This window comes from Arsenophonus nasoniae DSM 15247 (assembly GCF_000429565.1).
In the GTDB taxonomy this organism is placed as follows: Bacteria; Pseudomonadota; Gammaproteobacteria; order Enterobacterales; family Enterobacteriaceae; genus Arsenophonus; species Arsenophonus nasoniae.
This window is the reverse complement of the sequence record NZ_AUCC01000003.1, coordinates 15,712-36,911: the sequence shown is the minus strand read 5'-3', so window position 1 is coordinate 36,911 and position 21,200 is coordinate 15,712. Positions and strand designations below refer to the sequence as shown.

The 21,200-nt window shown below is 43.6% G+C and carries 23 protein-coding genes and 1 tRNA gene; 23 read left to right on the top strand and 1 reads right to left on the bottom strand.

Annotated elements, in window-relative coordinates:
* Window positions 1-65: 65 nt before the first annotated feature.
* From G468_RS0101185 to G468_RS0101075, 22 genes are all read left to right on the top strand, one after another.
* Window positions 66-851: a GPO family capsid scaffolding protein gene (locus G468_RS0101185; protein WP_034249149.1), complete on the top strand. Its 786-nt coding sequence runs from the start codon at window positions 66-68 to the stop codon at window positions 849-851.
* Between the two features lie 29 nt (window positions 852-880).
* On the top strand, window positions 881-1,909 hold the full coding sequence (locus G468_RS0101180) for a phage major capsid protein, P2 family (protein WP_026821534.1): 1,029 nt from the start codon (window positions 881-883) through the stop codon (window positions 1,907-1,909).
* Window positions 1,910-1,912: 3 nt separating this feature from the next.
* Window positions 1,913-2,620: a phage terminase small subunit gene (gene gpM / locus G468_RS0101175; protein WP_026821533.1), complete on the top strand. Its 708-nt coding sequence runs from the start codon at window positions 1,913-1,915 to the stop codon at window positions 2,618-2,620.
* Between the two features lie 98 nt (window positions 2,621-2,718).
* Window positions 2,719-3,171, top strand: coding sequence for a head completion/stabilization protein (locus G468_RS0101170; RefSeq protein ID WP_026821532.1), 453 nt, complete (start codon window positions 2,719-2,721; stop codon window positions 3,169-3,171).
* A complete protein-coding gene (locus tag G468_RS0101165; protein WP_026821531.1) occupies window positions 3,168-3,647 on the top strand; it encodes a phage tail protein in 480 nt (159 codons plus the stop codon). The genes G468_RS0101170 and G468_RS0101165 overlap by 4 nt, the downstream gene beginning before the upstream one ends.
* Window positions 3,637-4,341: a hypothetical protein gene (locus G468_RS0101160; RefSeq protein ID WP_026821530.1), complete on the top strand. Its 705-nt coding sequence runs from the start codon at window positions 3,637-3,639 to the stop codon at window positions 4,339-4,341. The genes G468_RS0101165 and G468_RS0101160 overlap by 11 nt, the downstream gene beginning before the upstream one ends.
* 12 nt (window positions 4,342-4,353) lie before the next feature.
* Window positions 4,354-5,475, top strand: a complete 1,122-nt coding sequence (locus tag G468_RS0101155) for a DUF2586 domain-containing protein (RefSeq protein ID WP_026821529.1) — start codon at window positions 4,354-4,356, stop codon at window positions 5,473-5,475.
* Entirely contained in the window at window positions 5,472-5,927 is a 456-nt protein-coding gene (locus G468_RS0101150; RefSeq protein WP_026821528.1) for a DUF2597 family protein, read from the top strand. The genes G468_RS0101155 and G468_RS0101150 overlap by 4 nt, the downstream gene beginning before the upstream one ends.
* A gap of 12 nt (window positions 5,928-5,939) precedes the next feature.
* Window positions 5,940-6,233 carry a phage holin family protein gene (locus G468_RS0101145; RefSeq protein ID WP_026821527.1) on the top strand — a complete coding sequence of 98 codons (294 nt, stop codon included), beginning with the start codon at window positions 5,940-5,942 and terminating at the stop codon, window positions 6,231-6,233.
* A complete protein-coding gene (locus G468_RS0101140) occupies window positions 6,230-6,640 on the top strand; it encodes a structural protein (RefSeq protein WP_026821526.1) in 411 nt (136 codons plus the stop codon). Before G468_RS0101145 ends, G468_RS0101140 begins: the two co-directional genes overlap by 4 nt.
* Window positions 6,637-7,014: a hypothetical protein gene (locus G468_RS23585; protein WP_026821525.1), complete on the top strand. Its 378-nt coding sequence runs from the start codon at window positions 6,637-6,639 to the stop codon at window positions 7,012-7,014. Before G468_RS0101140 ends, G468_RS23585 begins: the two co-directional genes overlap by 4 nt.
* Window positions 7,015-7,115: 101 nt before the next feature.
* Entirely contained in the window at window positions 7,116-7,379 is a 264-nt protein-coding gene (locus G468_RS0101130; RefSeq protein ID WP_026821524.1) for a putative phage tail assembly chaperone, read from the top strand.
* Between the two features lie 17 nt (window positions 7,380-7,396).
* Window positions 7,397-7,570, top strand: a complete 174-nt coding sequence (locus G468_RS25030; protein WP_420885097.1) for a DUF6890 family protein — start codon at window positions 7,397-7,399, stop codon at window positions 7,568-7,570.
* A complete protein-coding gene (locus tag G468_RS0101120; protein WP_026821523.1) occupies window positions 7,567-9,552 on the top strand; it encodes a phage tail tape measure protein in 1,986 nt (661 codons plus the stop codon). Before G468_RS25030 ends, G468_RS0101120 begins: the two co-directional genes overlap by 4 nt.
* Window positions 9,545-9,880, top strand: a complete 336-nt coding sequence (locus G468_RS0101115; protein WP_026821522.1) for a DUF2590 family protein — start codon at window positions 9,545-9,547, stop codon at window positions 9,878-9,880. The genes G468_RS0101120 and G468_RS0101115 overlap by 8 nt, the downstream gene beginning before the upstream one ends.
* Window positions 9,870-11,060 (top strand): baseplate J/gp47 family protein, encoded by a 1,191-nt coding sequence (locus tag G468_RS0101110; protein WP_026821521.1) that lies wholly within the window; start codon window positions 9,870-9,872, stop codon window positions 11,058-11,060. The genes G468_RS0101115 and G468_RS0101110 overlap by 11 nt, the downstream gene beginning before the upstream one ends.
* Window positions 11,047-11,637 carry a phage tail protein gene (locus tag G468_RS0101105; RefSeq protein WP_026821520.1) on the top strand — a complete coding sequence of 197 codons (591 nt, stop codon included), beginning with the start codon at window positions 11,047-11,049 and terminating at the stop codon, window positions 11,635-11,637. The genes G468_RS0101110 and G468_RS0101105 overlap by 14 nt, the downstream gene beginning before the upstream one ends.
* A gap of 12 nt (window positions 11,638-11,649) precedes the next feature.
* Entirely contained in the window at window positions 11,650-13,461 is a 1,812-nt protein-coding gene (locus tag G468_RS22220; protein ID WP_051296900.1) for a phage tail-collar fiber domain-containing protein, read from the top strand.
* A complete protein-coding gene (locus G468_RS0101090; protein ID WP_034249146.1) occupies window positions 13,461-14,081 on the top strand; it encodes a tail fiber assembly protein in 621 nt (206 codons plus the stop codon). The genes G468_RS22220 and G468_RS0101090 overlap by 1 nt, the downstream gene beginning before the upstream one ends.
* Window positions 14,078-14,839: a hypothetical protein gene (locus G468_RS0101085; RefSeq protein ID WP_071846836.1), complete on the top strand. Its 762-nt coding sequence runs from the start codon at window positions 14,078-14,080 to the stop codon at window positions 14,837-14,839. The genes G468_RS0101090 and G468_RS0101085 overlap by 4 nt, the downstream gene beginning before the upstream one ends.
* Window positions 14,790-15,350, top strand: coding sequence for a baseplate complex protein (locus G468_RS0101080; protein WP_026821516.1), 561 nt, complete (start codon window positions 14,790-14,792; stop codon window positions 15,348-15,350). The genes G468_RS0101085 and G468_RS0101080 overlap by 50 nt, the downstream gene beginning before the upstream one ends.
* Window positions 15,347-17,023, top strand: a complete 1,677-nt coding sequence (locus tag G468_RS0101075; protein WP_026821515.1) for a hypothetical protein — start codon at window positions 15,347-15,349, stop codon at window positions 17,021-17,023. Before G468_RS0101080 ends, G468_RS0101075 begins: the two co-directional genes overlap by 4 nt.
* A 765-nt stretch (window positions 17,024-17,788) precedes the next feature.
* Here G468_RS0101075 and G468_RS0101070 read toward each other — a convergent pair.
* Window positions 17,789-17,864 (bottom strand) — tRNA-Ile (locus tag G468_RS0101070).
* Window positions 17,865-18,493: 629 nt separating this feature from the next.
* On the opposite strand from G468_RS0101070, the gene G468_RS0101065 reads away from it, so the two are divergent.
* Entirely contained in the window at window positions 18,494-20,950 is a 2,457-nt protein-coding gene (locus G468_RS0101065; RefSeq protein ID WP_162143400.1) for a pentapeptide repeat-containing protein, read from the top strand.
* Window positions 20,951-21,200 lie beyond the last annotated feature (250 nt).

Sequence of the window (21,200 nt, the reverse complement as noted above, 5' to 3'; positions counted from 1 at the left end):
GGGCAATACTGAGTAGACCGAAACGAACGGAAGCAAATTAACCCAAGGATGGGAACAACATATCAATGTCGCAATTAAGAACTACATGGCTATGTATCGCGACAGAGGGTGACACCATTGATGGTCGGGTTATTGAAAGACAAGACCTGTTAGATGTCGCCGAATTATATGATCACCAATTATATGCGGCGATGATTTGGCCTGAACATAACCACGATGCGGAGCCCATGGGCGAAGTCCTTGAAGTCATGCTGGAAGAAAATGCGCGTGGTGAATTACAGCTACTCGCAATACTGCGGCCCTTTGTCAATTTATTAATGGCCAATGCAGCGGATAACTATTTATTCACTTCGATTGAATTAACCCCTGATGGCAATTTTAGAGGGACAGGTAAGTCTTATCTGCAAGGACTGGGCGTAACGAATGAGCCGGCCAGTGTCGGCACTACCCGGCTCCATTTCAGCCGGAAAAAACCAAAGGACAAGGACATGTCAACAAAGTCTAAAAAATCAAACTGGCGTAAGCTTTTTAATATTGCCGAGCCCGAATCCCCTATCGAAAAAGAAGTCGACGGTGACAAATTGCAGCAGCTAGCTCAGGCACTCGCCGAGGCTGAAGAGGAAATTCAGCGTTTAAAATCGCAGCTGGCATCAACACAGCAAGATGTTGAAGACGTACAAGAAGAGGTCGACACGGTAAAAGAAGTGGTTGACACCGAAGAGTTTGCCCGTTTACGCGATAACCTACCGCAAATCGTTAAAAACTTTGGAAAGTTGGACGAAAAAATTACGCGTTTACCTAAACTCAATCCGGCGAACAATACAAAAGAAAAGGGTTTTAAATTTCTTTAATCGGCTCGTCATCTAGGAGAGGGATTTCCATGTTTTTAAACCAAAGAGCCGAGGAATGGCTCAATCATTACGAAAGTGGTTTGGCGAAAGCGTATAACGTCACTAACCCATCGCGTTATTTTAAATTATCGGATCCAAAAGAAACGGCTTTGCGTTCAGCATTGCTTGAATCGGTTGAATTATTGAGCATGATCACCTGTGCTGACGTTGACCAGTTGCAGGGGCAAGTGGTTGCGGTCGGTAATCCCGGTTTATTCACCGGTCGCAATAAAGACGGTCGTTTTATTCGTAAAACATTGGTGGACGGCAACGAGTACAAACTGGCTGAAACAGACTCCGGCGCCGCATTACCCTGGAGCCTGTTATCCGTATGGGCGAATGCGGGGACGGAAAATGAGTTTTTCCAGCGTATGCAAGCCTTTACCAATGAATCATTTGCGCTTGATATGCTGCGCATTGGTTTTAATGGTAAAAAAGTTGCCGATACCACTAAACCCGAAGAGAATCCAAACGGTGAAGACGTCAATATCGGTTGGCATCAAATCGCTAAAGATTGGAATCGCGGTAAGCAGGTTATCACTAAACCGGTCATATTAGATGATAAAGGGGATTTCCGATCGTTAGACGCCATGGCATCCGATTTGATTAATACTTCTATTCCTCAGCAGTTCCGTACGGATCCGCGCTTGGTCGTGCTGGTTGGGGCGGATTTGGTTGCCGCCGAACAATATCGCTTATATCAGGCCGCTGACCGACCGACAGAGAAAATCGCCGCGCAAATGCTGGCGGATACCATCGCTGGCCGTAAAGCCCTTGTGCCCCCTTTTATGCCGGGAAAAAGGATGGTGGTAACCATGCTGTCAAATCTGCATATCTACACCCAACGCAATACGCGCCAGCGTAAAGCCGAATTTGTCGAAGACCGTAAGCAGTATGAGAATAAATATCTGCGCAATGAAGGCTACGCGCTGGAATTTCCTGAGTTATATGCTGCTTATGATGAAGGCGCGGTTACCATCGGTAAAATTACCGAGCCCGCCGAAAAAGTCGGGGGATAAGCCATGCTATCCCCTGCTCAGCGCCATCGTGCCGAAGTTGAACTGCGCCAAAAGCTAGAACGGCAACAAGCTGTCTCTATCGCTGATGGTGCCAGTATGCACTTACAAGCGCGAGCGATTGAGCGGGATGTCAAACGATTACGAGCCCAACCGACAACCGCCGACAGAGTGGAAATGAAAAGGCGAGAATTACTGCCCACTTACCTTCCCACCGCTGAACGTTATTTGTCAGAGGGGGAAGTCTATCGAAACCCCATTTTTGCTTATTGCGTCATTTGGCTCTTTGATGTGGGGGATTTCGATAAAGGATTGGATTGGGCAGAGATTGCCATTGAGCAAGGACAGCTCACCCCCGATAACTTCCGTAGTCATTTCGCCGCGTTTGTGGCGGATACGATATTAGCCTGGGCGTATACGGAACAGGAAGCGGGAAACGGCATCGAGCCTTATTTTTCACGCACCTTTAAAAATGTCACTGAAAAATGGCGGGTACACGAAAAAATCCGAGCAAAATACTACAAATTTGCCGCATTGAACTTGCTAAGTCATGATCGCAATGTGGAAGCCAAAGCCAGTGCGATGGATTGTGTTGAAACGCTTGAAAAAGCCGCCGACTATCTGGCGCGCGCCAGAGCGCTTAATCCTAAAGTGGGGGTTGATACGCAGCTAAAACGCATCGCCATGCGCCTTCGTGCGCTAAAAACAGCATAAAAAGACTACCGCCAGCCAAACGGGCGCGGTGGAGGCAATGCCATTGATTGCAATTGGCCAGGGAAGCCGGACAGCCCGTTTTTTTTACAAGGAGCGTTATGTTTAACGGCAACGAGTTAAATTACCAGCATAATCCGATTATTAATGAGGGTTTTTGGCCGGATTTGAATTTGGAAGACTTTCAAAAACAACGGCAGGTACCGGTGGATTTAGACAACGATTTGCTTACGGATGCGCTATTAGCCAGTGTTGCCGAAATTAATTTGTCGCTCGCTTCACTGAAACGCCAGTTATTGGCGAAAGGCTATAAAACGTCATATGAAGTGACAGGTGCGAGCGCCAACGGTCAAAATGCGCTCAGCGCACAGTATAAAAAAGCCGTCTATGCCCGAGCCAAAGCGGATTTAATCGGCGAATACACCGCAATGGTCAGCCGTGCGCCTCATCCACAACAGGAAAGCCCCGAAGTTCGACGTCGATTACTCGCTGAGGCGGCTGTGGTGATCCGCAACATGAAAGGTTTAAAACGTGTCACGGTGGCAATGCTATGAGCAAATTACAATGCCTGACCCAATTTTTAAAAGCAAATTTGCCCGAGCGGGTTTGGAAAACCGAATTTACCAGCGAAATGGACGAAATACAGTTTATTCCGGCGCAAAAAGAGGTCGGCTTAGATCAGTATCAAATGCTGATACAGAAATTTGAAGCCGTAATTGCCTGGGGGCGTTTCCCTTACCGTGAGCTTGACCCACGTTATATCCCTTTATTGATTAATGCCTGGTTAGCTGAACAGGATAATGTGTTAGGGGAGAGTAATCTTGAGCAGGAGCCGCCCTCAATGACGGTTGATGTGGATGGAGAAACCGCCGTTGTCGTTGTGACACTTTCACTGGCTGAGCCCATCGTCATGAAAGAAGATACCTTGGGCATTATCCCTTTTGAGGGTAAAAAATGGTCGATTGTTGATCCGCAGATAGGATTTGCTGAACACGCTGACATTTATCGTGATGTGAAAGATGATAATTAATGGGCAACTGAATAAAAAACAGTTTAAAGACATGCAGCAAGCCTTAAACGGTTTGGCATTACCGCCTAAAAAACGCCAACGTTTTTTATGGCGAATGGCAAAATATGGGGTGATTGCGGCCGCAAAGCGCAACGTTAGAAACCAGCAACGCCCGAATGGCACCGCCTGGCCAGCACGCCAAAGTCAGTATAAAAAAAAGATGCTGCGAAACCTGCCAAAACTGTTGCATATCAAAGAAATGCCACAGATTGATGCGGTGAGAATTTATTTACAAGGCGGTCAATACCGTAACGGAACAAAACCCGTTCCCGCCGGTGTGGTCGGATTTGCGCAACAGCATGGGATGCACGTCACGGTTCGGCGACAACAGCTAGACAGTCAACAACGCCGTGATCCGAGCCGTTTAGCAACCCATAAACAGGCCAAAAAATTACGGGAATTTGGCTATCAGGTCAAACGCGGCAAACGGTGGCGGAAACCGACAGTAAAACAGATAACGGAAACCCTGTCTTTTTATCAGGCTGGCTTACTTATTAAAAAGTTAAGCGGTAAAACGGCAAAAAAGAGTTGGACTATCGATGTTCCTGCCCGTGCTTTTTTAGGGATGAGTGATCGTGATTTTAAAAAGGCACTCGCCAGGCAGTTACAAGGGATTGGATTTGGCGCGGATGTCAACGCACAGGATATTAAATAAAAGGATTTAACCATGTGGCCACACGTTCAAGTTAATCAGGTTGACCAGCGTCAAGGCGAAAGCAAAGAAATTGAGCGCGTCTTGCTGTTCGTGGGTAAAGGGAAAAACGCGATGGGTGAAACGCGACCTATCAATACCCAAACGGATTTAGACGCCTTATTGGGAGCAGAAGCGAACCCGTTAAAATCGAATATCAAAGCCGCCATGGCGAATGCTGGCCAGAACTGGTTTGCTTACGTTCATGTCTTACCCGAAAATGCAGCGGATACCGCTTTTGTTGATGCGGTTTTAACCGCACAATCCGTTGCCAGTGTTGAGGGTTATGTCTATATCGGTGAAACCAGCAAGGCGACTATCAAAGCGGCACAAACCCTCCGCGCCACTTTACTTGCCAAGTTTGGCCGTTGGACGTGGGGCATGCTTTCGGTTGTGGGACTGCAAGAGGCGGAAACCTGGCAAAAGGCCTTAACCCGCTTAAGTGTTTTGCAAAAAGGCGAAACCGAAGCGTCAATTCAATTGGTCCCGGTGTTATGGGGTAACGAAGCCGGCGTATTAGCGGGGCGTTTATGTCATCAATCCGTCACCATTGCCGATAGTCCTGCCCGTGTGCAAACAGGGGCATTGATTGACCTTGGTCGCAGTGATTTCCCTAAGGACAGTGAAGGCGTGAACATTGATTTGGCCACGCTTCAGGCACTGGAAAAAATGCGTTTTAGTGTTCCCATGTGGTATCCCGACTATGACGGACTTTATTGGTCGGAGGGGCGAACGCTCAGTGTTGAAGGCGGTGATTTTCAAGCTATCGAAAATCTGCGTATTGTCGATAAGGTGGCGCGGCGGGTGCGATTACAGGCTATCGCAAAAATCGGTGATAGGAGCCTAAATAGCACACCAAACAGTATCGAAAGTCATAAATCTTATTTTTCACGCACGATGCGCGAAATGGCACGTAGCACTGAAATTAACGGCGTGACATTCCCCGGTGAATGTCAACCACCGCAAGAAGGGGATGTTGCGATTGTTTGGAAAACAAAAAACACGGTGGACATTTATATCACCGTACGCACCTATGCGTGCCCGAAAGGCATTACGGTCAGTATTTTACTGGATGCCAAGCTGGAGGCTAACCAATGAGTCAACGTTTATCCGGTCAAAGTTTTGACGTCAATATTGACGGCGATTTAATTCACGTCGAAAAAGTGAACTTATCGATTACCGATAACACCGCCGCCGCGCAAACACGCGGCATGCCTGACGGTTTTGTTTCCGGTGATGTGAGCGCCGAAGGGGAATTGGAAATTACCGCCAAGTACTTTACCATCATGACCGCGAAAGCGCGCGCGGCAGGATCATGGCGAGGGATCAAACCGCAGGATTTTCTTTGGTATGCCAAGGCGGGTAATGAAGAAATGAAAGTGGAGGCGTTTGGCTGCAAATTGATTGTCAGCGATATTTTAGATATTGACCCCAAAGGCGGTACCGTCACGACCCACAAAATCAAGTTTTTGGTCACCAGCCCGGATTTTGTGCGGATTAATGGCATCCCCTATTTAGAATCAGCATTAACAAAAACCCTGATTGGATAAGGCATATTGTTCATGGAAGAGCAAGAAAAGACATTTATCACCCTGGTTCTTATCGGCGCGTTAATTGGTATCGGACAAATGTTAACAAACGCCGAGCCGGTCACGATTAAGTTATTTATGGGTCGGGTGATTTTAGGCTCGGCAACCTCGGTGGCGGCAGGCGCCATGTTAATCTGGATCCCTGACCTTTCACCCCTGGCGCTGACCGGATTGGCTTCGGCTCTCGGCATCGCTGGCTATCAAACGATTGAATTATCGCTTAAAAAACGCACCAGCAGATGGTTAAAAGGGAAGTTTAAGCCATGAAAGGGATAAGAGGCATTCGAAACAATAACCCCGGCAATATTGATTACCACCCAAAGAATCAATGGCTAGGCCAATTGCCTTTTGATAGTCGCATCGAACCGCGTTTTTGCCGTTTCATTCTGCCTGAATATGGTGTGAGAGCGTTAATGAAGTTACTGCAAAATTATCATCTTTCTGGGTTTAATACGATCGAAAAAATAATCCATCGTTGGGCACCTTCCGTCGAGAATGAAACCGCGATTTATATTCATCGGGTCGCTGACGCGCTAAAGGTAAAACCCACCGAGACGATCGATCCCTTTGATAAAAACACGGTCATCGAACTGGCTAAAGCGATCATTTTTCATGAAAACGGGCAACAGCCCTACGAACAAACGCTATTTGAAAAGGCGTTTGCAACGCTATGACAAAACCCCTCGCGCTGATTATCACATTATTAGCCTGTGCCTTCTGGGCGGGTTGGAAAGTCAACGGGTTTTATCACGATAGCCTGGCGCTCACCGCCAAGAAAACCGCGGATAAAACCCGGGTTGAGTTAGAAACGATATCGCGCCAAGCCGCGGCAAAGTTAGAAGAAAAATTGGAGGGGATCACCCATGCTGCCCCCAGAGAAATACGCACTGAAATTATTAAGCCTGTCTTTACTCACGGTTGTGTTAGTGATGATTTTGTCAGGATGTATAACGAAACCGCCCGCAATATCGAACGCGAGCTATCAGGAAAATCTGCTAAAAAAATGCGCATCGGTGTTGCCACCCCTGACAGGAAAAACCGGTCGTGATTTATCCATCACATTAACCGATTTAGCCATGATGTACGGCCAATGTGCCGCCCGACATAACCAATTATCGGACGAAATTAATCAAAGAAGGGATTTATCGCATGAGCAAAAAAATAATTACGTTAACTATCAATGAAAAAGACATCCGCTTTGAGCCCAATATCACGGCTTACAATAGCATGATCAATGATATGTCGATGGATAACAAAATCGCCCCTATCACCACCTATCTAAAACGGATAGTTTGTGCAGAGAGCAAAGAATATCTTGATGAATTACTCACGCTACCGGGTACCGCCGCGCAAATTGTTGATAATGTCAATAAAGCGTATGCGCCCAGGCTGGAAATTAGCATAAAAAACTGACTCACCGTGTTCGTGCGATTGAAAAGAATCCGCTGCAACAGTTCCGCATACTGCGGCAGCGGTATTTGCCACATGAAGCGGACACGGAGGAAAATCTCGCGGCGGCAATCTGGTTAGACAATCGCTATTCAGAAAACATGCGGATTGCCATTGCAAATGGCATTGCACTTGCCTTTAAAGGTGGCTCATGAGCGAACTTGATTTTACCCTCAGCCTTATTGACAACATCACTAAACCCATTCGGAAGCTGCAATCTGTCGTCGCTAACTTTGCTCATGATAGTCAAGTCGCTTTTGGAAAAATGGCGATTGGCGGTGCGGGACTGGTGGGGGCTTTTTGGTCGGTAAAAAGCATTCTTGACCCCGCTATCGAAATGAATCAGGCCATGATGTCTGCGAGTTTACAAGGTATCGATAGCGGCGTGATGGATAAAATCGCCAAAGATGCCCTTAAATTTGCGGCGCAATACGGTAAATCATCTATCGATTTTGTGAATTCCACCACCGCAATCAGCAAAGCCATTAATCATGTGAACCAACAGGATTTACCGCAATTAACCCGTATTACCAACACCACCGCCGCGGCACTGAAAAGCACGCCAGAGGAAGCCACCCAGTATATGGGGCAAATGTTTAACCAGTTCGAATCCTATGCCAATCAGGTGGGTCAGGTGCAGTTTGCAGAATTACTGGCGGGTAAAGCCGTGACGATGTCAAAAACCTTCGGTATCTCTATGGCCGAAATGGCCAGTCTGATGGAAGGCGCAAGAAATGCGGGGACACAATTCGGTGTGGGGATTGACGAACAATTAGCGGTATTGGGCGAATTACAACGAACATTAGGCGGTGAATCCGCGGGGGCTTATGAGTCATTTATGAAGACCGCGGCGGCGGGCGCTAAAAAGTTAGGGCTCTCTTTCGTCAATGCCACGGGCCAAATGCGCTCAATGCCTGAAATGTTGGATAAGCTTCAAGCCAAATATGGCAGCAGTATTGAAGGGAACGTAAAAGCCCAACAAGAAATTGAAGCCGCTTTCGGTGATGCTGCCGTGGTCGTCAAACAGCTTTATGGCAATGTCGATATATTGCGTAAAAATATCGGGTTTTTAGGTGCCAGTGATGGCCTAAAACGTACCGCTGAGCAAGCGGCGAAACAAACCCTCCCTTGGGAACGATTACGGGCAATCTGGAAATCTATCCGAATTGCCGTCGGCATGACCTTGTTACCGGTTATTAACCCATTCATTGATAAATTGGCCGAAGGGGGGCAAACCCTTGTGCGCTGGTTTACCTTGTTTCCTAATATCGCACGGTGGGTGGGTTATCTCACCCTGGGTACACTCGGGTTCGCTACCGCGGGGGCGGCAGCAAATATCGTGATGGGAATAGCGCGTCTTATGATGACGGGCTTAACAGTCACCATGAGCCTGTTTACCGGGGTATTAAAAATAGGGACGGCGTTTGTCTGGCTTTACCGAGGAGCGATTTTAGCATGGAATAGTGCGCTAAAACTGATCAGGGGAACACTGCTGGCAGTACGCATTGCGGCCATGGTCGCGGGGATTAGTTTTTCATTTATGAGCTGGCCAGTATTGTTAGTGGTTGGGGCAATTGCGTTGCTTGCCTACGGTATCACTAAATTGATTGAACATTGGGATGCCATTAAAGCCGCGGTCATGAATACCACCGCCTTTAACGTGGTCTCAATGGCTATTCGTGCTGTCGGCGAAGCCTTTGACCAAGCATTGGAATTCATCCTTGAAGGATGGAAAAAGTTAACCACCTGGTTTGATAATTTTTCTTTTATTGATTCATTCGCTGCCATGGCAAACGGGATCACCGATATTTTTACGGGCGTGTGGACATGGCTAAAAGCATCATTCATCGATGTTTACAACGGGATCGTTGACGTGCTTAATATCCTGCCCGGGGTCAACATTGAAACCAACGCGACCGGAACAGCGGTTGGCTCTTCTACCCCTGCTGATGCAGGAAGTTTATTAATGGGTAGCCAATTAAACGATGTCGAAAAAGGCGGCATTAGTCGGCAAATCAGCCATAACCGAACGCAAAGCGTTGATAACAGCAAGCGTTTTGATAACGTCAATATCCATGTGACAAACGGAATGTCACCAACGGATTTAGCGGAATGGACGCGGCTAGAAAATGGATGATTTACGCTATATTGATTTATTAATTACCGACCGAAATTTTACTTTGAATGCCGGTGATGAACCGGCGTTGTGTCATAACCGGGTGTCAATCACGCAAGATGTGGCACACCGCATCATTGAAAGTGGACTCGCGACACAATTAGTGGCCGAGCGAAGTCCGACAATCCGCGCTGATATTCATACTCAAATGGAAATTCTGGTCGAAAGTGACGAGCGGCTCATTCCGGGTAGCGTGGTGATTGACGAAGAAAGCCCAAAACGATTGTGGGTGACGGCCGATACGGTCGATTTTGGCCGTATCAATTTGAGCGTGAATGATGGACAGTAGAAACAGACCCACAATCGATTATGAGCAAGTATTACGGGAGAGCGGGATGCCGGTTTCTGAAGCGGAAATTAGCGACCAGTTCGCCACCCTTGTTCACGATGAAGGACTCATTACGAATACATCCACGATGTCGCCATTTTGGCGCTTGATTAATACCCTCGTCACACGCCCTGTTCGATGGCTCAATGAAGCATTAATTCATGTTACCTTGAAAAACATGTATCTGGCGACCGCATCCGGTCACTTGCTCGATATGTTTGCATGGGGTGTCAATTTAGCCAGAAAACCGGCTACCGAGGCTAAAGGGCTGATCCGTTTTTATCGTTCGGCAGAGGCAGGCGCTGTCACTGTGGCAGCGGGTACCCTCATTCAGACTGAACGCATTAACGGCACCATTTACCGGGTGAAAACAGTAGAAACAAAAACCATTGATACCGCCAGCGTGTTAGTGCCGGTTATCGCAGAAAGTGCGGGCGGGGCTTATAACCTTGCCCCTGGCTATTTCCGTATTTTGCCCGTCGCCATTACGGGCATTGATCGCGTTCAAAATGAAGACAATTGGCTATTAATACCGGGTGCCAATGCAGAGAATGACCAGGAATTACGTGATCGTTGCCGAAACCAATATAACCTGGTCGGTAATTATCACACCGATGCGGTTTATCGCGGCATGATTGCAAACGTTGTCGGCTTAAGTATTGAACGCATTTTCTTCTTGCATGATGCACCAAGAGGTGCAGGGACGGCCAATGCGTATTTGTTGTTAGACAGTGGGGTGACCAGTCTGCCGTTTATCGACAAAGTGAATGACTATATCAATGCGCAAGGTCATCACGGACACGGTGATGATATGCAGTGTTTCGCTATGCCAGAAACTCAGCACACATTGAAAATAACGCTGTTTGTGCAAAACCTAGAGAACTTCACCGCGGAAGCATTACAAAAGCTAAAGCACGACACCGGCAATTTAGTGCGGTGCGCATTTAGAGAAAACACCCAATACGCGGTTAAAAAGACCTGGCCCTATTCGCGTTTTTCGTTTTCAAACTTAGGTCGAGAGTTACACAAACACTTTAAGGTCATTGATTCTATTGAATTTAGCCTTACCGATATCGTGAGTACACTGAATGTACCACGCTTAACGTCACTGACGGTTGAGGTACGTAATGACCGAGTTTAACGAAAAACTCAAACGGCTAGAGCTGCCTTCGTGGATGAACAACGGTGAACCCGCCGCATTATTGCGCGCGACAAAGCGCTTTTGGCAATGGATTTACGATCGGATCACCTGGCCATTAACGCAATTAGATCCGGAAACCTGCACCGAGCCATTATTAAACTTGCTGGCTTATCAACGCGATATCCATCGATTTAACGGTGAACCGTTGAATTTATACCGAAAGCGGGTGAAGTATGCGTTTATTAATGCCAGGGATGCGGGAAGCGTGGCAGGGTTTATTGCTATATTTCAGCGCCTTGGCGTCGGTTATGTCGAAATAAACGAGCGTCAGCCCGATATTGATTGGGATGTGATTATCTTACGGGTCAGTGATGTGCAAATCGCCAATCATCCCGATTTGCTGTTAAACATCATTCGCCAATATGGGCGGACTTGTCGCCGCTATCGGTTTGAAGTGATGGCTGCGCATAAATTGAGGATGCCAGTCAGCTTTGTTGAAGCGGATTATGTGTGTTATCACGCGCCATTACCTCATCATTCAGCGTCAAGTCAAACCGTTGGCGCCTCATTAATGTAAAGGAACACCTTCATGGCCTCAGTCATTACGACGGCGTTTGAACATTGGAAAGCGGAAGAAGCGGCAAGTGGAAAACCGGTCTTGCTTGATGAATTTGTGTTTGCAAACATCCCAAACCTCGATCCCAATAACCCCATTGATCGAAACGAAACGTTACCGCCTATCCATCAGATTGTGCACCGTCAGGTCGTCAATAAAGCGGGTTTAGCGAGTGAAAATGCGGTCGCTTATAGCGTCACATTAGGGGCTGAGATCGGTGATTTTGATTTTAACTGGATTGGGTTACTGAATAAAACGTCTGGCACCGTCGCCATGATCACCCATGCGCCGCCACAGAAAAAATTAAAAACCCAAAACGGCCAGCAGGGCAATGTCTTGATCCGCTCGTTTTTGTTGGAATTCAAGGGCGCAGCCGAAGAAACCCAAATCAAAACACGGGCGGAGACATGGCAAATTGACTTTACCGCCCGTTTAGCGGGTATTGATGAAATGCAGCGTTTAATTAACATCGATAGCTACGGTGAAGCCGCTTTCTTTGATGAAGGCTTTGAAGTCATCCGAAACAGTGAACAATTTATCGTTAAAGAAGGTCTTGGCTATGTAGGTGGTTTACGGGGACAACTGGAAAAAAAATCGGTTTTAAATGAATTACGAAACACAAAAATTTATGCCGACTTTAGCTATCAAGGCAATATTGTCAGCCAGTGGCGTACCGTCATTAACATTACCGCTGCCCCCACCCTGAATAATTATGTGGATAATAGCGGCTTTGCCCATCATGTGTTTGCGATAGCCAGTATTGATGCCAACGGAAACGTGAAAGATTTACGGCCCAAAGGGGCACTGAGTCATCAATCGATGATAGCGTTTGAAACGCAATTCAAATTGGATTTAACCAAAAAGGTCGATAAGGTGAACATTTCAGGTGTCAAGGGCAATAATAATGACAAAGTGCCCAGCTTGAATTTATTCACAACAGAAGTGGACAAACTGCAATCTAAAGGCGACTACGCCACCAAAACAGAACTGCTACAAGGTCTTAATACCAAACTTAACAGTGCCGTTATTAAACAAGCGACGGGTCACTCAACAACCGATGTCATCAGCCAAAAAGTTTGTGACGAGCTCTTTGCCAAGAAAAATTCTTGGGAAAAATTCACCGCAGGTCAAATAGATATAAGGAGTAACGGTAATTATACCAGCTTGACCCTTATCAAAGGCGATGGTCAGAAACTTGGCTTTGAAACTGCCCCGGGCGATGCCTATTTCGTGTATAGAGATGCTAAAAACAACAATAAAGCTGTTGTCACTATTCCATCAAAGAAAGATGGAACTCTAGCATTAACTTCTGATGTTGAAGCAATCAACAATTATCCGGTCGGCGCGCCCATTCCCTGGCCACAAGCGACGCCCCCTAACGGTTATTTTGTCTGTGATGGCAATTACTTCGATAAAGCCAAGTATCCCCAATTAGCGTTAGCTTATCCTTCGGGGAAATTGCCCCTTTTGTACGGTGAATTTATTCGCGGGCTGGATTTAGGCAGAAAAGTTGACCCAGGCAGAACAGTATTAAGTAATCAAGGTGATGCTATTCGAAATATCACCGGACGCATTGGGTATGCCAGACACGGTGGGACAGAACCGCCAGTAGTTAATGGTGAAGGGGTATTTCGAAGAGACAGCAACCATAATGTGAACATTGCCAATGGACGCGGTGACGATTGGGGCAGCGTCATGTCTTTTAATGCTTCGCGGGTCGTTCCTACCGCAAACGAAAACCGACCGCGAAATGTCGCATTTTTATATATCGTAAGGGCTGCATAATGAAATACAGTGTAGACATAAAAACCACCGAAATTGGTGAAAACGGTTTTGCGAAAAACCGAGGCTGGATAAAAACGTTTATTTGCATGAAGGACGCACCCCATGAATATATCGGTGCGACAATGGAATTTTTGCATGATGGTCTCAGCGTGGGAGAATGTTCTTATACGGATGCGCCAGAAATACCGAATAGTGACGAAATCGCCATTATTCGGAGTCTTGATGGCAAACAGTGGCTATATGTTCCTGACCACCGAGGCAAAACGGTATTTGATACCACCACTCAATATGCCTATACCGTTGATTATCTCGGCGAAATAAAAACCGGCTTCACCTTGTTAGTGCCTAAGACGCAGTTTGATAAATGGGATGGCAAAAAATGGGTCACGGATAATCAGGCAGTGAAAGCCGCCCAAATCAATACAGCGAATGAGAAAAAGTTACAATTGATTAATGAAGCGGAACAAATCATCAATCCATTAGAGCGAAAAGTCAGGCTGGGGATGGGTAATGATATCGATGCGTCAACATTGCGCGAGTGGGAAATTTATAGTGTTAAACTCAATGATATCGACACCTCAATCGCACCGGATATTGATTGGCCAGAGAAACCGCAATGACAGAGCATCGTTGTTATTGGCGTAAACAAATCCTGAAAATGTCGCCGACCCTGTCGGAATTAACCTGCTCGATGGTGTCCGCTCACCCGTTTGTGTATGGATTAGGGCAAAAAACGGCAACAGGCAGTTATTTAAGCCCGCCCAATGCGATTCTACACCTGGCTAAGAAATTAAGGGGGGCTGAGGAAATCAACGTTGTTGTGATGATGGTCTGCGCTAAAACCCAAACTGAATTTATGGGGCTGTTGCAGGCGTTTTCGACCGTTTTCCCTTTGCCCGTTTTTTCACAGGTTGAACGCATGGCCAAAACCGCCCAATCACTGCAAATTACTAAAATGCAGTTACCGGCTTTACCTTTTGGCGGTTTACCAAAACCGCAAACATTATCAACATCCAGTAGCCGCGCCACAATAAACGCGCAATTGATAGCGCAGTCTAAAAATAACGCAGGGAGCACAAGCGGTATTGATACCATAAAATCGGCGTTGACCCGATTTAAAATCAACCGCGAAAGTGTTTTAAACGCGATTGATGGCAAAATCACCGAGCTACTTGGCCAATCGATGGTAATCTGGCGTTTTATCGGCACAGGGACGGGGGATTATTTAGCAGAACAACTGCAAAAAGACATCCCTGAACCGGATGCCATTTTTACATTAGCAACGCTATTCGCAGGGAGTGAACTGGCACCATTAAAGGAAATGCTACATGACCTCATCACACGACCCGAAACCGACAACCATTACTCTGGCGCTTGATGGCGAAGCCATCCCGTTAAAGAACATCAAAGTTAATCCGTCGGTACAATTTCAGGATAAAGACCAATCCGGTCAAACATCCAGTACGGCAGTGGCCGAGCAAGGTATCAAACCGAAAGAGCTGCGCGTTACGGGCGTGATTAACTTTACTGACCCGAAAGTGCTCACAAGGCTATTTGCTTTAGCGGAAGCCAAAGAAGAGGGTAAACTTAAACGCTACAGGGTGGCTAACCATACCGCCAAAGCGATTAATTTTCGTATCGCCACCTTTACCGGAAATATTGACGCATCGGAAATCGACGGGCAAATGGCCTGGCAAATCACCTTTACATTAAGAGAGCATTTATCGGTTTCTGAGAAAAAAGACGCTATCGCGGCAGGAAAAGTACAGGCCAAAAAGCAAACAGGCAACCCCAAAGCCCCTACCACCCCGTCAAAAGAAGAAAAAGATGAACTGAACTGGTTTGAACGAACGGTGTTAAAACCCATTGATGATTGGGGGAATCCATGAAACCGATTAGTCGTTGCTATTTATCGCATGATGAAGTGCACCTTGTTGATGCCAAAATCATGCTGGAGTTATCCGCTTGCGGACGGGGTTTTTTGACGGTAGAAACTAACACCGATTACACCGGTAAATTAGTACGATTTGACACCGGTTACACCAATTCGCTCTATCGCTATTTCATGGGCTATGTCGAACGCACTCAACCCACCGATAACGGTTTTCAAAAACTGTTCGTCCGTGAATTGGTGGGGCTATTTGATAAAATGTGGCCGTGTTCATTTCAGCACCCCACATTAAAAACAATTATCGATTATTTACAGGAAAATAGCGGACTGACGTTCATTCTACCCGAGGCAAAATATAGTCATACGCCAATCCCCCACTTCACACATAATGGGACTGGCTTTCAGTTACTCACTCATCTTGGGGCAGTGTTTAGCATTGATGATTATGTCTGGTATCAAATGCCCGACGGTAAAGTCTTTGTCGGCAGTTGGGCGGACTCCATGTTTAAAAATGACAATCATGAAGTCCCAGCGCCATTTTCAAAAAAACAGTCCGCAGGAAATAGCGCGACATTTCCATTAATCCCTGCTTTACGGGCTGGAACCGTGGTAAACGGTAAACGTGTTAACAAAATTCAGCTTGAAAATGAAGATATTACCCTGTACTGGACGACAATCAATCCGCTGACAGGTAAAGCAGAAGACAAAAGCCCAATACACAACCAGATTGATAAAGCGTACCCTGAATTATCAGCGGGTCTACATTTACCCCAATTCGCCCGAATTGAGTCACCGAGTGAATCCGTCAGCGCAGGGGATATATCCGACCCGTTCAGACCTAAATATGCGGTTGATGTGCAACTGCTCGATAGTGATGGTAACGGATCCGCCGCACCAACATACAAAGCCGTACCGTTACCTTTGCCCATGGCAGGTAGTGAAAGTGGTCTGTTCCAGTTCCCCCCCGAAGGAACCATAGTCGAAATTGCGTTTGAAGGGGGTAGGCCGGATAAGCCCTTTATTCGTCAAACCCTCAGCCAACATAATACCCTGCCGGATATACAACCTGGGGAGCAATTACAGCAGCAACGCCAAGAAGTTTTTCAGCGCGTGACGGTCGATGGTAGCTGGCATCGTGAAACAGACCAAAGCATTAATGAATGCTCTATGTTACGCACCATCAACGCGGATAAAGAACAGCGGACATTAGTTTCAAGGGAAACGACGGTACAAGCGACGGATACCTTGACCGTATTCGGTATGAGAAAACTATTAGCGGGTGCAATCCAACATTTGTCTGAGGGTGATTACGCAATAGCAACATCAAAAAACTATGTCGCCAGCATTGAAAAAGATATGACGGTTAATGTTGGACAAAACTCAACAATAGAAATTGGTCAAAAGCTCATAGAGAAAGTCGGACAGATTAAGCAAAGTATTGCCGGTGCACAACAACACATTATCGCGCCTGTGGTTTGGATAGGTAGTCAACAAATCAACGTTGCCCAATTGATGTTAGAGACATTAGCAGTCGTTAAAGAGCTTGCCGAGCTAACAGCCGCACACACTCATAACAACACGGGCGCACCCCTTAACGCATCATCAATCAAAAGCGCTGGCAGTAAGTCAGACAATTTAAAAGAGAAGTACTCGCCCGTTATTAGTCAGTAACGTTATCGTTCAGCTTTTGCCCACCCAGTGTGGGCTTTTTTATACTATCACCGATCATGCAAAACTGATCCACTCTACCAATTTAAGCGACACCACCCTCATAAAATGCCATAAAGGGAATGATGCATATTACCATGCATGGAGATCACCGAATAACATCCATCGAGATCAGTTAATAACATCGATGGAGATCAATTTTACTCCAGCAATATGGGTCACATTTACTTTGGTACTGACACCCCACGAAATAAAAGTTACTACCACGTAAAATCCGCTACACCGCACCCGCCTGCACAATTTGGATCTAAAAATTATTTCAGTTTTTAAGTGGGACAAAACCTATCGCCTGAACCCACCACGCCTAGAGTCTTTGATAAAACTTCAAACTGAAATGTGTGAAAAGATTTTCAGTAAATTACAGTTTTTAGATTACGAGTTGGATCGCATTAGAAAATCAATGCACTGAAATATAAAGAAAATTTCTATTTTACGTGGGTTTGATTGGATCGCAGAATTAGCTGTATAATTTTACAAAACCAGTAGTCAAGCTGATTGAGATAAAATAAAAAACTGAAATGAATTACAAAAATATTTGGAAAAATTAGAGTGACATATTTTTAAAAAAATATAATTAACTGTGACATGTCACTAAATAATTAGCGGTCAGTAAAAAACTCAGGGGACAAAAAGGGGGCAATGGCATCTAGAAACAAAAAAGCCACTTGCTAAAAAATGGCTTAATGTATTGATTTAACAGGTAAAATTTGGTGGCCCCTGCTGGATTTGAACCAGCGACCAAGCGATTATGAGTCGCCTGCTCTAACCACTGAGCCAAGGGGCCTAAGTGGGATGCATTATACGAGCTGTTTTTGCGCCGGTCTAGTCTTTATAAATCATATGCTTGTTTTATAAACAAAATCAACCAATTTAATGGTTTTCCGTGAGTAATTTGTTAATTAATTATTTCAGTTTAAATCGAAGGATAATAACTGAACAATAATAATTTATTGATAAATTTATATTCAAAAGTTAACAGCAAGTTATGAATAAAATATAAACTAACATATTATAATATTAGGAAATCTACAAAAACCTACTTATGAAATTTAACTATGGATAATAGATTATTATAATTAATATTAGATAATATCAAGAAAACAAACATGAATAATATAAAATTTCCGCTTCTTACTTTGATAACAAATAACCATCTTAATAAAGAACATAACTTAATTTATTTAACTAAATTAATATAAATTATTTTTTAAAATCATCATGTTGAATTTAAAGAAAACATTAGAAAAATTATATAGTATAAATTCAATATATCTGGTTATATATCAATACTAATAACATATTCAGTAATATTAAATATATTTATTGTGTTAACACTGTTAATCAAAATACGCCAATCGCGTTTATTTTAAATTCGACACTATTAGGGAAATAGAAAATATGGCATATATAAATATGGATACCAATCGTTGTTCAATGTTTGCTAATTACGCAATAAATAGCAATAGCATAGAAGGAAAAGTATTAGCGACATCTCCAAAAGGATTACTTGAACATATCATAAACTTTTTTACTTTAGGCGGCGTAGAAAGAAAATTATCTAAGCAATATGATAATTTAATGCAAACAATGACCAACGCGCTGGAAAAAAAAATTGCTAATTCAAATTGCTATCATATTCCTGAAGAAATCAAATTCAATTTTAACGGTTGTATGGTAACCACTAAACCCTCAGAATATCATTCAGATAAGCTATCTGTTTGCGTTGAAGGACCAACAGGAGAACATTTTACTTCAGAAATCGATAAGCATGCATTTAAAACGACCGCTACCGTAATGTTATTAAATAACCGGATTGATCCAAATATATACATCAAGAAAGGAAGGATTTATTTATTAAATACCGATCTATCCGCCAGAATTTTAGACGGAATTAATTTAGCGGGTGCTTATTTGTCGAATGTAAATTTCAATGGAACAGACTTATCCGCAGCTAATTTGCAAAACACAGATATTATCAATACAACATTTGATCATGCAAAATTAATAGAAGCAAATTTAAACGGCGCAAAAATTGAAAAAACAACATTCAATTATGCAAAATTAGATTCAGTATCGTTAGAAAGAGCCTCGATAGCTGGCGCTAATTTTGATCACGCAACACTTAATTGCGCAAAGCTGACTGACACAAAAATTATTAACTTACAACTATCTGACGGCGAAATTAAAACGAATACATTCAATCATGCAACATTAAATTCAGCATTGTTAGAAAGAGTCACCCTATTTGGCGCTAATTTTGATCATGCAACGCTTACTAACGCTAATCTAATCGATGCAACAATTCAAAACACAACATTTAATTATGCAAAATTAGATTCAGCATTGTTAGTAAGAGCCACCATAGCGGGTGCTAATTTTGATCACGCAACACTTATTAAAGCAAATTTAACTGAAGCTAAATTAGCTAAATTAAAAATGCCCAACGAAGAAATTAAAGTGACGACATTAAAGTTTGCCCGTTTAGATTCTGCATTGTTAAATAAGGCGAATCTATCCTCTATTCAGATGCAAGGAGCAACACTTATTAAAGCCGATTTACGTCAAGCAAATATTTTCAAATCTGACTGTGACAGTGTCAATTTCAGTAACGCTTTATTAAGCAAAGCAAACATAAAAGGGTCTTTTTTTCAAAAATCAATATTTACTAAAGCTGATTTAAGTCACACAAAAATAATTACCTCTGATTTATCTGATGCAAAACTGCAAAATACAAAATTAAATAACGCTGATTTTTCCAGTTCCTATTTCATATTATCAGATTTGACGGATGCCGATTTAAGCGGAGCAAAATTATTTTCAACAAATATGCAAGGCGTAAAATTGACAAATGCAAACCTTCACCAGGCAAATCTGAAATATGCAAATTTAAAAAATGCAGATCTAAGTAAAACCATTCTAATTGAAGCAAAGCTTAATAATGCCGAGCTAGTAGGCGCAGTCCTGGAAAAAGCAAACCTATCAGAAGCAGTACTTGACAATGCCAATTTAAGTTTTGCTAATTTATATCAAGCTAGCTTAAAAAATGCTCAATTAGCAAATACATGTTTAACTGGTGCTATCTTACAAGAGACAAATATCACTGATGCTAATTTAACAGAAGCAGATTTGACAGCGGGTATGTATTTACAAGGAATAGTTATTCCTAAAGAAAAATTATCTGAAGCAAGGCTAGCAGCGGCTATTTCATTACAAAAAATAAATATTGACGAACTCAAGATCACTAAAGAGAACATCACAGCAAACTTATCCCAAAAAACAGATGCGATTGAAGTATATTTAGCCGCAGCTATCTTATTACACAAAAGAGATAACCTTGATTTAAAAAACATAACGCTTACTAATGCCAATCTGATAAGAGCAAAATCAGCAGCCACTACTTTATTACAAAAAACAAATCCTACCGATATAAATTCAGCAGTAAGCTTATTACAACAAACAAATATCACTAAAACCGATTTAGCAAAAGCGATCTCATTACAAAAAACAAATCTCATAGATGCAATTTTAATAAACTCCAACTTACAAAAGGCAGATATTACCGATGCGGATTTAACCAACGCTAACTGTCAAAAAGCCAAATTCATTAATGCAACTTTAATAAACGCTATCTTAAAAAATGCCGATCTAACTGATGCAGATTTAACCAAGGCTAACTGTCAAAAAGCCAAGTTCAGTAAAGCAAATTTAACAAGAACAGATTTTACTGAGTCGAACCTACAGGATGTAAAGTTCTCTAAACATCATATAAAAAGAGAATTTCTGCAAGAAATAAATGTAGCAGTAGACAAGCTTGAAGCAAAAACAAACAAATTAAAAAACAAAATGAATAAAGTATTCCATTTAAACTAGGTAAATCATATGGTTATAAAACTCAATATATTGGCAATTATTAAATAAAATTTTGCTAGCTTATTGATTGTCACTGACGGTTTGTATGCAAACAGCAAAACTTATTATTCCGCTAGTGCGATTGCTTAAAAACAAAAAGCCCACACAAGCTGGGCTAAATAATCAACAGAGAGGATTTTATTGATCATAGATAGACTTTGCTGTTGTTAATTGTTTATTTAACTAAAAATAAATATTCCTCAATATCCTT

What these genes read in the sequence shown, in the direction of transcription:
- G468_RS0101165 (WP_026821531.1), top strand. Translation starts at nt 3,168, where the DNA reads ATGAGCAAATTACAATGCCTGACCCAATTTTTAAAAGCAAATTTGCCC.
- gpM (WP_026821533.1), top strand. Translation starts at nt 1,913, where the DNA reads ATGCTATCCCCTGCTCAGCGCCATCGTGCCGAAGTTGAACTGCGCCAA.
- G468_RS0101180 (WP_026821534.1), top strand. Translation starts at nt 881, where the DNA reads ATGTTTTTAAACCAAAGAGCCGAGGAATGGCTCAATCATTACGAAAGT.
- G468_RS0101105 (WP_026821520.1), top strand. Translation starts at nt 11,047, where the DNA reads ATGACCGAGTTTAACGAAAAACTCAAACGGCTAGAGCTGCCTTCGTGG.
- G468_RS0101150 (WP_026821528.1), top strand. Translation starts at nt 5,472, where the DNA reads ATGAGTCAACGTTTATCCGGTCAAAGTTTTGACGTCAATATTGACGGC.
- G468_RS0101085 (WP_071846836.1), top strand. Translation starts at nt 14,078, where the DNA reads ATGACAGAGCATCGTTGTTATTGGCGTAAACAAATCCTGAAAATGTCG.
- G468_RS22220 (WP_051296900.1), top strand. Translation starts at nt 11,650, where the DNA reads ATGGCCTCAGTCATTACGACGGCGTTTGAACATTGGAAAGCGGAAGAA.
- G468_RS0101090 (WP_034249146.1), top strand. Translation starts at nt 13,461, where the DNA reads ATGAAATACAGTGTAGACATAAAAACCACCGAAATTGGTGAAAACGGT.
- G468_RS0101080 (WP_026821516.1), top strand. Translation starts at nt 14,790, where the DNA reads ATGACCTCATCACACGACCCGAAACCGACAACCATTACTCTGGCGCTT.
- G468_RS0101155 (WP_026821529.1), top strand. Translation starts at nt 4,354, where the DNA reads ATGTGGCCACACGTTCAAGTTAATCAGGTTGACCAGCGTCAAGGCGAA.
- G468_RS0101115 (WP_026821522.1), top strand. Translation starts at nt 9,545, where the DNA reads ATGGATGATTTACGCTATATTGATTTATTAATTACCGACCGAAATTTT.
- G468_RS0101170 (WP_026821532.1), top strand. Translation starts at nt 2,719, where the DNA reads ATGTTTAACGGCAACGAGTTAAATTACCAGCATAATCCGATTATTAAT.
- G468_RS0101075 (WP_026821515.1), top strand. Translation starts at nt 15,347, where the DNA reads ATGAAACCGATTAGTCGTTGCTATTTATCGCATGATGAAGTGCACCTT.
- G468_RS0101110 (WP_026821521.1), top strand. Translation starts at nt 9,870, where the DNA reads ATGGACAGTAGAAACAGACCCACAATCGATTATGAGCAAGTATTACGG.
- G468_RS0101140 (WP_026821526.1), top strand. Translation starts at nt 6,230, where the DNA reads ATGAAAGGGATAAGAGGCATTCGAAACAATAACCCCGGCAATATTGAT.
- G468_RS0101065 (WP_162143400.1), top strand. Translation starts at nt 18,494, where the DNA reads ATGGATACCAATCGTTGTTCAATGTTTGCTAATTACGCAATAAATAGC.
- G468_RS23585 (WP_026821525.1), top strand. Translation starts at nt 6,637, where the DNA reads ATGACAAAACCCCTCGCGCTGATTATCACATTATTAGCCTGTGCCTTC.
- G468_RS0101185 (WP_034249149.1), top strand. Translation starts at nt 66, where the DNA reads ATGTCGCAATTAAGAACTACATGGCTATGTATCGCGACAGAGGGTGAC.
- G468_RS0101120 (WP_026821523.1), top strand. Translation starts at nt 7,567, where the DNA reads ATGAGCGAACTTGATTTTACCCTCAGCCTTATTGACAACATCACTAAA.
- G468_RS0101160 (WP_026821530.1), top strand. Translation starts at nt 3,637, where the DNA reads ATGATAATTAATGGGCAACTGAATAAAAAACAGTTTAAAGACATGCAG.
- G468_RS0101145 (WP_026821527.1), top strand. Translation starts at nt 5,940, where the DNA reads ATGGAAGAGCAAGAAAAGACATTTATCACCCTGGTTCTTATCGGCGCG.
- G468_RS0101130 (WP_026821524.1), top strand. Translation starts at nt 7,116, where the DNA reads ATGAGCAAAAAAATAATTACGTTAACTATCAATGAAAAAGACATCCGC.